Source organism: Pseudomonas sp. A39 (assembly GCF_058145955.1).
On record NZ_JBYVMD010000002.1, the window covers coordinates 145,825 to 158,420 of the forward strand.

The 12,596-nt window shown below is 59.6% G+C and carries 15 protein-coding genes; all 15 read left to right on the forward strand.

Annotation, left to right across the window (positions count from 1 at the left end):
* The 15 genes from cysE (at position 1) to hisS (ending at position 12,562) form a co-directional block, all read left to right on the forward strand.
* Positions 1–786 (forward strand): serine O-acetyltransferase, encoded by a 786-nt coding sequence (cysE, locus tag AC3ZU9_RS02310; protein WP_231808741.1) that lies wholly within the window; start codon positions 1–3, stop codon positions 784–786.
* A gap of 300 nt (positions 787–1,086) precedes the next feature.
* A complete protein-coding gene (gene iscR / locus AC3ZU9_RS02315; protein WP_003194020.1) occupies positions 1,087–1,578 on the forward strand; it encodes a Fe-S cluster assembly transcriptional regulator IscR in 492 nt (163 codons plus the stop codon).
* 50 nt (positions 1,579–1,628) lie between these two features.
* The gene (locus AC3ZU9_RS02320; RefSeq protein ID WP_010207898.1) at positions 1,629–2,843 is read left to right on the forward strand and encodes an IscS subfamily cysteine desulfurase; all 1,215 of its coding nucleotides are present in this window, start codon (positions 1,629–1,631) and stop codon (positions 2,841–2,843) included.
* A 99-nt stretch (positions 2,844–2,942) separates the two neighbouring features.
* Complete coding sequence (gene iscU / locus AC3ZU9_RS02325; RefSeq protein ID WP_003175965.1) at positions 2,943–3,329, forward strand: Fe-S cluster assembly scaffold IscU; 387 nt, start codon at positions 2,943–2,945, stop codon at positions 3,327–3,329.
* 28 nt (positions 3,330–3,357) lie between these two features.
* Positions 3,358–3,681, forward strand: a complete 324-nt coding sequence (gene iscA, locus AC3ZU9_RS02330; protein ID WP_003209680.1) for an iron-sulfur cluster assembly protein IscA — start codon at positions 3,358–3,360, stop codon at positions 3,679–3,681.
* An 8-nt stretch (positions 3,682–3,689) separates the two neighbouring features.
* The gene (hscB, locus tag AC3ZU9_RS02335; protein WP_046035232.1) at positions 3,690–4,211 is read left to right on the forward strand and encodes a co-chaperone HscB; all 522 of its coding nucleotides are present in this window, start codon (positions 3,690–3,692) and stop codon (positions 4,209–4,211) included.
* 53 nt (positions 4,212–4,264) lie between these two features.
* Positions 4,265–6,127, forward strand: coding sequence for a Fe-S protein assembly chaperone HscA (hscA, locus tag AC3ZU9_RS02340; protein WP_490090271.1), 1,863 nt, complete (start codon positions 4,265–4,267; stop codon positions 6,125–6,127).
* A gap of 3 nt (positions 6,128–6,130) precedes the next feature.
* Positions 6,131–6,472 (forward strand): ISC system 2Fe-2S type ferredoxin, encoded by a 342-nt coding sequence (gene fdx / locus AC3ZU9_RS02345; protein ID WP_015885743.1) that lies wholly within the window; start codon positions 6,131–6,133, stop codon positions 6,470–6,472.
* 14 nt (positions 6,473–6,486) lie between these two features.
* Positions 6,487–6,687, forward strand: a complete 201-nt coding sequence (gene iscX, locus AC3ZU9_RS02350; protein WP_043205852.1) for a Fe-S cluster assembly protein IscX — start codon at positions 6,487–6,489, stop codon at positions 6,685–6,687.
* Between the two features lie 91 nt (positions 6,688–6,778).
* A complete protein-coding gene (gene ndk / locus AC3ZU9_RS02355; RefSeq protein ID WP_003175956.1) occupies positions 6,779–7,204 on the forward strand; it encodes a nucleoside-diphosphate kinase in 426 nt (141 codons plus the stop codon).
* A gap of 29 nt (positions 7,205–7,233) precedes the next feature.
* Positions 7,234–8,382 carry a dual-specificity RNA methyltransferase RlmN gene (gene rlmN / locus AC3ZU9_RS02360; protein ID WP_003238464.1) on the forward strand — a complete coding sequence of 383 codons (1,149 nt, stop codon included), beginning with the start codon at positions 7,234–7,236 and terminating at the stop codon, positions 8,380–8,382.
* A 12-nt stretch (positions 8,383–8,394) separates the two neighbouring features.
* Positions 8,395–9,153, forward strand: coding sequence for a type IV pilus biogenesis/stability protein PilW (pilW, locus tag AC3ZU9_RS02365; protein WP_015885741.1), 759 nt, complete (start codon positions 8,395–8,397; stop codon positions 9,151–9,153).
* A complete protein-coding gene (locus AC3ZU9_RS02370; protein WP_093543288.1) occupies positions 9,153–10,139 on the forward strand; it encodes a RodZ domain-containing protein in 987 nt (328 codons plus the stop codon). Before pilW ends, AC3ZU9_RS02370 begins: the two co-directional genes overlap by 1 nt.
* Before the next feature lie 2 nt (positions 10,140–10,141).
* Positions 10,142–11,251, forward strand: coding sequence for a flavodoxin-dependent (E)-4-hydroxy-3-methylbut-2-enyl-diphosphate synthase (gene ispG, locus AC3ZU9_RS02375; RefSeq protein WP_015885739.1), 1,110 nt, complete (start codon positions 10,142–10,144; stop codon positions 11,249–11,251).
* A gap of 21 nt (positions 11,252–11,272) precedes the next feature.
* A complete protein-coding gene (gene hisS / locus AC3ZU9_RS02380; RefSeq protein WP_046035235.1) occupies positions 11,273–12,562 on the forward strand; it encodes a histidine--tRNA ligase in 1,290 nt (429 codons plus the stop codon).
* The last annotated feature ends 34 nt before the right edge of the window (positions 12,563–12,596 follow it).

Here is a 12,596-nt window from a genome sequence, read left to right on the forward strand (position 1 = left end):
ATGTTCGAGCGTTTGCGAGAAGATATCCAAAGTGTTTTCCACCGTGACCCGGCGGCGCGCAATGCCTTTGAAGTGCTGACCTGCTACCCGGGCATGCATGCGATCTGGATCCATCGCCTGTCCGGCGCCCTGTGGGGTATGGGTTGGAAGTGGCTGGCGCGCGTGGTGTCGAACTTTGGTCGCTGGTTGACCGGGATCGAGATTCACCCAGGGGCCAAGGTCGGTCGTCGCTTTTTTATCGACCATGGCATGGGCATCGTGATCGGCGAGACTGCCGAGATTGGCGATGACGTGACGCTTTATCAGGGTGTGACCCTGGGCGGCACCAGCTGGAACAAAGGCAAGCGTCACCCAACGCTGGAAAATGGCGTAGTGGTAGGGGCGGGCGCCAAGGTGCTCGGCCCATTCACCGTCGGCGCCGGTGCCAAGGTGGGCTCGAATGCGGTGGTGACCAAGGCTGTGCCGCCTGGCGCAACCGTGGTGGGTATTCCGGGTCGCATCATCGTCAAGCCGGAAGTCGGCGACGAGCAAGAAGCCAAGCGCAAGGCCATGGCCGAGAAAATCGGCTTCGATGCCTATGGTGTCAGCGAAGACATGCCCGACCCGGTGGCCCGCGCCATCGGCCAGTTGCTCGACCATCTGCAGGCGGTGGACGGCAAGTTGGACGGCATGTGCGGCGCGCTGAAGGACCTGGGTAGTCCGTACTGTGCGAAGGAACTGCCTGAGTTGCGCGAAGAAGACTTCGCCGAGATCAAGGATGAAGCATCAGTCACCAAGGCAGGCTAGATATTACCGTCGATAGAAATCTCCTGTGGGAGCTGGCTTGCCTGCGATAGCGGTGTGCCAGCTACCCCTTGAGCTGCTGGTCCACCGCAATCGCAGGCAAGCCAGCTCCCACATTTGATCTCCATTGGTCTTGAGATCGGGCCTTGGCCCTGTTCCCGCTGTTCGTCCCCACCCCATCCTGCTATGATTCGCGCGCCCTTTTTACGGGTAATCCCGACTAAAGCACTAGGTCTTATAGTTGACTTAAATACTCGGGAATCGCATACTCGCTCCCATTCTGAAACACCTTGGTACTTGTCCATGAGACTGACTACAAAAGGCCGATACGCGGTGACCGCCATGCTTGACCTGGCTTTGCACGCGCAAACTGGGCCGGTGTCCCTGGCCGATATCTCCGAGCGCCAAGGCATTTCCCTGTCCTACCTTGAGCAGCTGTTCGCCAAATTGCGCCGCAGCAATCTGGTTTCCAGCGTTCGTGGGCCAGGCGGCGGCTATCAACTGTCCCGCGACATGCAGGGCATCCAGGTAGCCCAGGTGATCGACGCAGTCAACGAATCCGTCGACGCGACCAAATGCCAGGGGCTGGGTGACTGCCACGCCGGCGACACCTGCCTGACGCACCACTTGTGGTGTGACCTGAGCCTGCAGATCCATGAGTTTTTGAGTGGTATCAGCTTGGCTGATCTTGTGACTCGCCGTGAGGTGCAAGAAGTAGCCCAGCGTCAGGACCAGCGCCGTTGCAACACCAAGGCGCCGCGTCTGGACAAGATCGAAGCGTCCGCCGTCGAGTGACAGCCGAAGAGCTAACGGCACGCCAGCCAGCCTGATTTAGGAGAAAGTCCATGAAATTGCCGATTTACCTTGATTACTCAGCGACCACCCCGGTTGATCCGCGTGTCGCGCAAAAGATGAGCGAATGCCTGCTGGTTGACGGAAACTTCGGCAACCCAGCCTCCCGTTCCCACGTGTTCGGCTGGAAAGCCGAGGAAGCGGTCGAGAACGCTCGTCGCCAGGTCGCCGACCTGGTCAACGCTGATCCGCGTGAAATCGTCTGGACCTCCGGTGCCACCGAGTCCGACAACCTGGCTATCAAGGGCGCGGCGCATTTCTACGCGACCAAAGGCAAGCACCTGATCACCACCAAGATTGAGCACAAGGCTGTCCTCGACACCATGCGCCAGCTGGAGCGTGAAGGTTTCGAGGTCACCTACCTCGAGCCGACCACCGACGGTATCGTCACTCCGGCCATGATCGAAGCCGCGCTGCGTGAAGACACCATCCTGGTGTCCGTGATCCACGTGAACAACGAAATCGGCACCATCAACGACATCGCAGCCATCGGCGAACTGACCCGTTCCAAGGGCATTCTGCTGCACGTCGACGCTGCTCAGTCCACCGGCAAGGTCGACATCGACCTGTCGAAACTGAAAGTCGACCTGATGTCGTTCTCCGCCCACAAGACCTACGGTCCTAAAGGCATCGGCGCCCTGTACGTGAGCCGCAAGCCACGCGTGCGCATCGAAGCCACCATGCACGGCGGCGGTCACGAGCGCGGCATGCGTTCGGGCACCCTGGCGACCCACCAGATCGTCGGCATGGGCGAAGCCTTCCGCGTAGCCAAAGAAGACATGGCTGCCGAAAACGTGCGCATCAAGGCCCTGAGCGACCGCTTCTACAAGCAGGTCGAAAACCTTGAAGAGCTGTACATCAATGGCAGCATGACTGCCCGTGTACCGCACAACCTGAATTTGAGCTTCAACTACGTCGAAGGCGAGTCGCTGATCATGGCGCTCAAGGACCTGGCGGTTTCGTCCGGTTCGGCCTGCACCTCGGCGTCCCTTGAGCCTTCGTATGTACTGCGTGCCCTGGGCCGCAACGACGAACTGGCACACAGCTCGATCCGCTTTACGTTCGGCCGCTTCACCACCGAAGAACAAGTCGACTACGCCGCGCAGAAAGTCTGCGAAGCCGTCAACAAACTGCGTGTACTGTCGCCGCTGTGGGACATGTACAAAGACGGTGTCGACATTTCCAAGATCGAGTGGGCGGCACACTAACTATAGAAGCCGCCACCCCAGCTCTGTAGCAACGTGGCGGAAAACGCAGGCGTTTCTACAGGGTTCCAGAGCGGCCCTGATGAGTGAGGATTCAGTACCATGGCTTACAGCGAAAAGGTCATCGACCACTACGAAAACCCGCGCAACGTCGGCAAGATGAACGCGGAAGACCCTGATGTCGGCACCGGCATGGTCGGCGCTCCGGCGTGCGGCGATGTGATGCGCCTGCAGATCAAAGTCAACGACGCTGGCGTTATCGAAGACGCCAAGTTCAAGACTTACGGCTGCGGTTCGGCCATCGCCTCCAGCTCCCTGGCGACTGAATGGATGAAAGGCAAGACCCTGGATGAGGCTGTCACTATCAGCAACACCCAGCTGGCCGAAGAACTGGCCCTGCCGCCAGTGAAAATCCACTGCTCCGTACTCGCTGAAGACGCCATCAAGGCGGCCGTTCGCGACTACAAGCAGAAGAAAGGCTTGATCTAAGCATTTGGCGACGAGTAAGGAGTCAACGATGGCTATCAGCATGACAGAAGCGGCTGCGCAGCACATTCGCCGCTCCCTGAATGGGCGCGGTAAAGGTGAGGGGATTCGTCTGGGTGTTCGCACCACGGGCTGTTCCGGCCTTGCCTACGTGCTGGAGTTTGTCGACGAGGTGGTTGAAGAGGATCAGGTGTTCGAAAGTCACGGCGAGAAAGTGATCATCGACCCTAAAAGCCTGACCTACCTGGACGGCACCGAACTCGATTTCGTCAAGGAAGGGTTGAACGAAGGCTTCAAGTTCAACAACCCCAACGTACGCGGTGAATGTGGCTGCGGCGAAAGCTTCAACATCTGAGGCTATACGTGGGTACTCCTTGTCATTTCGCTTTATTCGAGCTGCAGCCGAGCTTTCGGCTGGACCTTGAGCAGCTTGCCACGCGCTACCGAGAACTGGCGCGTGGGGTGCATCCGGACCGCTTCGCTGACGCTTCCGAGCGTGAGCAACGCCTCGCGCTGGAGAAATCGGCCAGCCTCAATGAGGCCTATCAGACGCTGAAAAACCCGCCCAAACGTGCGCGCTATCTGCTCGCAATGAATGGTGGCGAGGTGCCGATTGAAGTCACGGTGCACGACCCGGACTTCCTGATGCAGCAGATGCAGTGGCGCGAAGAACTCGAAGACTTGCAGGACGAAGCCGATGTGGCGGGTGTCGCAGTCTTCAAGCGTCGTCTGAAAACGGCCCAGGATGAGCTCAACGAAAGCTTCGCAGCTTGTTGGAATGATGCAGCGCAACGCGAACAGGCCGAACGCCTGATGCGGCGCATGCAGTTCCTCGACAAGCTCACCTACGAAGTGCGCCAGCTAGAAGAGCGCCTCGACGATTAACCCAGTGTGCTGCCCGTGATGCACGCCTGATAGACAGATAAGACCTGATTACCATGGCATTACTGCAAATCGCCGAACCCGGCCAAAGCCCTCAACCGCACCAGCGTCGCCTGGCGGTGGGGATTGACCTGGGCACCACCAATTCCCTGGTTGCTGCCTTGCGCAGCGGCCTGTCCGAGCCGCTGCCCGACGCTGATGGCCAAGTGATTCTGCCGTCTGCCGTGCGTTATCACGCTGATCGCATCGAAGTGGGCGAGTCGGCCAAGTTGGCGGCCTCTGCCGATCCTTTGAATACCGTGCTGTCGGTCAAGCGCTTGATGGGTCGTGGTCTGTCCGACGTCAAGCAACTGGGCGACCAACTGCCGTACCGCTTTGTCGGCGGTGAATCCCATATGCCGTTCATCGACACCGTCCAGGGCCCGAAAAGCCCGGTGGAAGTGTCGGCCGATATCCTCAAGGTGCTGCGCCAGCGTGCAGAAACCACCCTAGGCGGCGAATTGGTGGGGGCGGTGATCACCGTTCCGGCGTATTTCGATGACGCCCAGCGCCAGGCGACCAAGGACGCGGCGAAACTCGCCGGCCTGAACGTGTTGCGCCTGCTCAACGAGCCGACCGCTGCTGCAGTAGCTTATGGCCTGGACCAGCACGCCGAAGGCCTGGTCGCGATTTACGATCTGGGCGGCGGTACCTTTGATATTTCGATCCTGCGCCTGACCGGCGGTGTCTTTGAAGTGCTGGCCACCGGTGGTGACAGCGCCTTGGGTGGCGATGACTTCGATCACGCCATCGCGGGCTGGATCATCAGCAGTGCCGGCTTGTCGGCCGACCTGGACCCAGGCGCGCAGCGTAATCTGCTGCAAACCGCCTGCGCCGCCAAAGAAGCGCTGACGGATGCTGCAACTGTTGAAGTGTCCTACGGCACCTGGTCGGCCCAGCTGACTCGCGAAGCCTTCGATGCGTTGATCGAACCGATGGTCGCTCGCAGCCTGAAAGCTTGCCGCCGTGCCGTGCGTGATTCCGGTGTTGAGCTGGAAGACGTCGGTGCCGTGGTCATGGTCGGCGGTTCCACCCGCGTTCCGCGCGTTCGTGATGCCGTGGCTGAGGCCTTTGGTCGCCAGCCACTGACTGAAATCGACCCGGATCAAGTGGTCGCCATCGGTGCCGCCATCCAGGCCGATACCTTGGCCGGTAACAAGCGTGATGGTGGCGAACTGCTGTTGCTCGACGTGATTCCGCTGTCTCTGGGGCTGGAAACCATGGGTGGCTTGATGGAGAAGGTGATTCCACGCAACACCACCATCCCCGTCGCCCGCGCCCAGGATTTCACCACGTACAAAGATGGCCAGACGGCCATGATGATTCATGTGCTGCAAGGCGAGCGCGAGCTGATCAGCGACTGCCGCTCCCTGGCGCGCTTTGAATTGCGCGGCATTCCGGCGATGGTGGCCGGTGCCGCGAAGATCCGCGTGACCTACCAGGTCGACGCCGATGGCCTGCTCAGTGTCGCTGCGCGCGAATTGGCCTCGGGCGTTGAAGCCAGCATCCAGGTCAAGCCGTCCTACGGCCTTACCGACGGCGAAATCGCCAAGATGCTCAAGGATTCGTTCCAATACGCCGGTGACGACAAGGTCGCTCGCGTACTGCGTGAGCAGCAAGTCGACGCCCAGCGCCTGCTCGAAGCTGTGCAGGGTGCCCTGGATGCTGACGGCGAGCGCCTGCTGGACGCCGAAGAGCGCATGGTTATTGACCTGCAGATGCAGGAACTGGCCGAACTGATAAAAGGCACCGATGGCTACGCCATCGAGCAACAGACCAAGCGTCTGTCGCAAGTGACCGATGCTTTTGCTGCCCGCCGTATGGACCAGTCGGTAAAAGCCGCCCTGGCGGGGCGCAACCTGAATGAACTCGAGGAATAATTAATGCCGCAGGTCATTTTTCTGCCACACGCCGAGCATTGCCCGGACGGTATGGTCGTGGAGGCTGAGACCGGCAAGTCCATCCTCGAAGTTGCCCATGACAACCACATCGAAATCGAAAGCGCCTGCGGCGGTGTGTGCGCCTGCACCACCTGTCATTGCGTCATTCGCGAGGGCTTCAACAGCCTTGAAGAGGCCGATGAGCTGGAAGAGGACTTTCTTGACCGTGCGTGGGGCTTGGAAGCGACTTCGCGTCTAAGCTGTCAGGCAAAGGTCGGAACTGAAGACATCACCGTCGAAATCCCGAAATATTCCCTCAACCATGCAGCCGAAGCGCCGCATTGATTCAAGGAAGTGTCATGAGTCTTAAATGGGTTGATGTGCAAGAGATCGCTATCCTGTTGGCCGACGGCAACCCGGGTCTGGATCCTTATTCCCTGAACTTTGTAGCTTTGCGTGACATGGTCATGGCGTTGCCAGGGTTTGAAGATGAGCGGGATCGTGGCGGTGAAAAGGTCCTGGAGGCCATCCAGACTGCCTGGAAAGAAGAGCAGGACTGACGCCTCCCTTACGCAGTTAGGCAATACCCAATAACCCGCGTATAATTCGCGGGTTTAATTTTTCGTAAATTACCGTTTCTGGAGTTACACCATGGCTGTTCAACGTACTTTCTCCATCATCAAGCCTGACGCTGTTGCAAAAAACGTCATCGGCGAGATCACCACTCGTTTCGAAAAAGCCGGCCTGAAGGTTGTAGCTTCGAAACTCAAGCAACTGTCCAAGGCTGAAGCTGAAGGCTTCTACGCTGAGCACAGCGCTCGTGGCTTCTTCGGCGACCTGGTTGCCTTCATGATCTCCGGTCCTGTTGTTGTTCAGGTTCTGGAAGGCGAAAACGCTATCGCTTTGAACCGCGAACTGATGGGCGCTACCAACCCTAAAGAAGCCGCTGCCGGCACCATCCGTGCTGACTTCGCTGAGTCCATCGACGCCAACGCTGTACACGGTTCGGACTCCGAAGCTGCTGCTGCTCGCGAAATCTCGTACTTCTTCGCCGCTACTGAAGTAACCGCTCGCTAAGCATCGGCTTAAAGAGTGAGGGTGAATCCATGACTACATCGACTGTTAAAACCAACCTGCTGGGTCTGACCCAGCCGGAAATGGAGAAATTCTTCGACTCAATCGGGGAGAAGCGTTTCCGTGCCGGTCAGGTAATGAAGTGGATTCACCACTTTGGCGTCGACGATTTCGACGCCATGACGAACGTCAGCAAGGCCCTGCGCGACAAGCTCAAGGCCATTGCTGAGGTCCGTGGTCCTGAAGTGGTCAGCGAGGACATCTCCAGCGATGGCACCCGTAAGTGGGTGGTGCGCGTGGCGTCCGGCAGCTGCGTCGAGACCGTCTACATTCCCCAGGGCAAGCGCGGTACTTTGTGCGTTTCGTCCCAGGCAGGCTGTGCCCTGGACTGCAGTTTCTGCTCCACCGGCAAGCAAGGCTTCAATAGCAACCTCACCGCCGCCGAAGTCATCGGCCAAGTGTGGATTGCCAACAAATCCTTTGGCAGCGTCCCGGCGACCGTCGACCGTGCCATCACCAACGTGGTGATGATGGGCATGGGTGAGCCGCTGCTGAACTTCGACAACGTGATTGCGGCCATGCACCTGATGATGGACGACCTAGGCTACGGCATCTCCAAGCGCCGTGTGACCCTGTCGACCTCCGGCGTGGTACCGATGATCGATGAGCTGGCCAAGCACATCGACGTCTCCCTGGCGTTGTCGCTGCACGCACCCAATGACGCATTGCGTAACCAATTGGTGCCGATCAACAAGAAGTATCCGCTTAAGATGCTGCTCGAATCTTGCCAGCGTTATATGGCGACCTTGGGTGAGAAACGCGTGCTGACCATTGAGTACACCATGCTCAAGGACATCAACGACAAGGTCGAACACGCGGTCGAGATGATCGAGTTGCTCAAGAACACCCCGTGCAAGATCAACCTGATTCCGTTTAACCCGTTTCCACATTCTGGCTACGAGCGGCCGAGCAACAACGCCATCCGCCGTTTCCAGGATCAACTGCACCAGGCCGGCTACAACGTCACCGTACGCACCACCCGTGGTGAAGACATCGACGCCGCCTGTGGCCAATTGGTAGGGCAGGTGATGGACCGCACCCGCCGCAGCGAGCGTTATATCGCCGTGCGTGAATTGAATGCCGCCGACGATCTGCCGCAAATTGCTGTGAATCGAATCTGAGAGAGGATCTCTATGCCCTTGCGCCTTGCGCTGCTGTTGCTTGTTACCGGCCTTGCGGCCGGTTGTGTTTCATCGGGCCATGACAGCCCTTTGCAAACCGGTAAAGGCCGTGATGAGGCGCGAGTTGCCTATGTGCAACTGGGCTTGGGTTACCTTCGGCAAGGCATGAGCGAGCAGGCCAAGGTACCGCTGAAAAAGGCCCTTGAGCTGGACAGCGACGATGCCGACGCCAATGCCGCACTGGCCCTGGTGTTCCAGGCCCAGGCCGAGCCTGAGCTGGCCGAACAGTATTTTCACAAGGCCCTGGCCTCCCGTCCTGCCGACCCGCGGCTGCTGAACAATTACGGCAGCTTCCTGTTCGAGCAAAAACGGTATGACCAGGCCGCCCTTTATTTCCAGCAAGCCAGCGCCGATACCCTCTATCCTGAGCGCTCTCGGGTATTCGAGAACCTTGGGGTGACCTCGATGCGCCTCGGCCAGCGCGACAGCGCCCGCCGACAGCTGGAAAAAGCCCTGCACTTGAACGGTCGCCAGCCTCGCGCATTGCTCGAAATGGCTGAGTTGTCCTACGAAGACAGGCATTATGTGCCGGCACGTGACTATTACGAGCGTTTTAGCCTGCTCAGTGGGCAAAATGCACGTAGTCTATTGCTCGGTGTGCGCCTGGCGACGGTTCATGAAGAACGCGACACGGCCGCACGTTTTGGCCAGCAACTCGAACGACTCTATCCCGGTACGCCGGAATATCAGCAATACCTGTCGGAGCAATGATGAAAGCGGCGCACCCGGAAGTTGTAGCAGCTAATCGCGTAAACCCAGGCGACACCTTGCGTCAGGCCCGCGAAAGCAATGGTTGGTCGCTGGCGGAAGTGGCCCTCAAGCTCAATTTGACCACCACGTCCCTTGGCAACCTGGAAGCCGGCGCGTTCGATAAGCTGCCTGGGCATACCTTCGCCCGCGGCTATATCCGCGCCTACGCCAAGTTGCTGGGCATTGACCAGACCGTGCTGGTCCAGGAGTTCGACCAGTTCACCGGTACCGACTCCCAGGGCAGTAATGTCCATGGCCTGGGTCGTATTGAAGAACCGGTACGGGTTTCCCACACGATTTTGCGAATTGTCAGCCTGTTGCTGCTGATCGCGGTCATTGGCGGTGGCTTTGTCTGGTGGCAAGACCAGGCCTCCCAGCGCACCAAGGACCTGACCAGTAACGCCATGGAGCACGTCGAAGTCGAAAGCGCCGACGGCACCACGCAGATTCATCCGCTGGATGAGCCGGAAGACCAGGCGGTTGTCGAAGGTCAGGCCGCCCCTGAAGCGCCGCTTGCTACCGAGCAGCCAGCGCCGGAAACAGCCGCTTCCGCCACCGCCCCTACGACCCCGGCGGCACCCGCACAAACACCGGCTGCCCCGGTTGCCCAGGCGCATACACCGGCCGCTCCCGTGCAGGCGCCTGCGACTGCCACGCCAAGCGCGCCGGCCATTTCGCCACCCACTACCCCTGCGTTGATCGCCGGTGATGGGCGCGTGCAGATTACCTTCGTCGCTGACTGCTGGACGCAAGTCACCGATGGCAACGGCAAAGTGCTGGCCAGTGGCCTTAAGCGTAAGGGAGATACGCTCGACCTGGGCGGCAAGCCTCCTTTGACGCTGCGTCTGGGCTTCGCCCGTGGCGCGCAAGTGGCCTACAACGGCCAGCCTGTGGACGTGGCGCCGTTCACCACCGGCGAGACCGCTCGCCTGAAGTTGGGACAATAGTCATGCACGGCGAATCTCCAATCAAACGTCGCGTATCGCGCAAGATCTGGGTCGGCTCGGTGCCTGTGGGTGGCGATGCCCCCATCGCGGTACAGAGCATGACCAACAGCGACACCAATGACGTCGCCGCTACGGTCGCCCAGATCAACCGTCTGGAAGCCGCCGGCGTAGACATCGTGCGGGTGTCTGTACCGGACATGGACGCTGCCGAAGCCTTCGGTCGCATCAAGCAACTGGTCAAGGTGCCGTTGGTGGCCGACATTCACTTCGACTACAAGATCGCTCTGCGCGTAGCCGAACTGGGTGTGGACTGCCTGCGTATCAACCCGGGCAACATCGGTCGCGAAGACCGTGTGCGCGCCGTGGTGGATGCAGCCCGTGATCGCGGCATTCCAATCCGTATCGGCGTCAACGCCGGTTCGCTGGAAAAAGACCTGCAAAAGAAATACGGCGAGCCCACCCCGGCGGCGCTGGTTGAATCGGCATTGCGCCACGTTGAACACCTTGAACGCCTGAATTTCCAGGACTTCAAGGTCAGCGTAAAGGCCTCCGATGTGTTCATGGCGGTAGAAGCCTACCGCCTGCTGGCCAAGGAAATCGTGCAGCCGTTGCACCTGGGTATCACTGAAGCGGGTGGTTTACGCTCAGGCACAGTGAAATCTGCGGTGGGTCTCGGTATGCTGCTCGCCGAAGGGATTGGCGATACTATCCGCATCTCCCTGGCGGCAGACCCGGTAGAGGAAGTGAAGGTCGGTTACGACATTCTCAAATCCCTGCATTTGCGTTCCCGTGGCATCAACTTCATTGCCTGCCCGAGCTGCTCGCGGCAGAACTTCGACGTGGTGAAAACCATGAACGAACTGGAAGTCCGCCTCGAAGACCTGCTGGTGCCATTGGATGTTGCAGTGATCGGTTGCGTGGTCAACGGGCCGGGCGAAGCCAAAGAGGCGCACGTAGGCCTGACCGGCGGCACACCGAACCTGATTTACATCGACGGCAAGCCGTCGCAGAAGTTGACGAATGACAATCTGGTGGATGAGCTCGAAAGGCTGATCCGCGAGAAAGCGGCCCAGAAGGTCGCGGCTGACGCAGCGCTGATCGCGCGCGGCTAAGAACGAATTTAAGGATTTGATGTGAGCAAGTCTCTGCAAGCCATTCGTGGCATGAACGACATCCTGCCGGAGCAGACGCCACTGTGGCGCTACTTCGAGAGCACGGTCGCGCGCCTGCTGGATAACTACGGTTACAAGCAGATCCGCATGCCGATCGTCGAGTTCACCGAGCTGTTCAAACGCTCCATCGGTGAAGTGACCGACATCGTCGAAAAAGAGATGTACACCTTTGAAGACCGTAACGGCGACTCCCTGACCCTGCGTCCGGAAGGTACTGCCGCGTGCGTGCGCGCCGTGCTCGAGCATGGCCTCACCGGTGGCGGCCAGCCGCAGAAACTGTGGTACATCGGTCCGATGTTCCGCCACGAGCGCCCGCAGAAAGGTCGTTATCGCCAGTTTCACCAGATCGGCTTGGAGGTGTTCAACCTCGACGGTCCGGACATCGACGCCGAGCTGATCGTGCTGACCTGGCGCCTGTGGGGCGTGTTGGGCATCCGCGACGCGGTCAAGCTTGAACTCAACAGCCTGGGCACCAGCGAATCCCGGGGCCGCTACCGCGTTGCCCTGGTTGAATACCTGTCCGCCCACCTGGACAAGTTGGACGAGGACAGCCAGCGCCGTCTGAAGACCAACCCGTTGCGCGTCCTCGATACCAAGAACGCCGACACCCAAGCCGTGCTGGTCAACGCGCCAAAAATGGCCGATTACCTGGACGATGAATCCCGTACGCACTTCGAGGGCCTCAAGGCTCGTCTGGATGCGGCCGGTATTCCCTACGTGATCAACCCGAAATTGGTGCGTGGCCTCGACTACTACAGCAAGACCGTGTTCGAGTGGGTCACCGACAAACTCGGCGCCCAGGGCACCGTGTGTGCCGGTGGCCGCTATGACGGCCTGGTCGAGCAGATGGGCGGCAAGCCGACCACGGGCGTAGGTTTTGCCATGGGCATCGAGCGGCTGATCCTGCTGCTCGAAACCCTGGAGCAGGTCCCGGAAGAGATCTCCCGTCAGGTGGACGTGTACCTGTGCGCCTTTGGCGAGGCGGCCGAACTGGCGGCCCTGGCCCTGAGCGAAAAAGTCCGCGACCAACTGCCGAACCTGCGCCTGCAGATCAATGCCGGCGCCGGCAGCTTCAAGAGCCAATTCAAGAAGGCCGACAAGAGCGGTGCACTGTATGCACTGATCCTCGGCGAAGACGAACTGGCCCAGCAAGTGATAGGTTTCAAACCCCTGCGTGGCCAGGGCGAGCAACAGAACATTGCCTTTGATGCGCTCGCCGCGCACTTGGCCACCTGCGTCGTGCAGGGTTGAAGCTGTCGAACAGCCGAATTTAGCGATTAAGGAG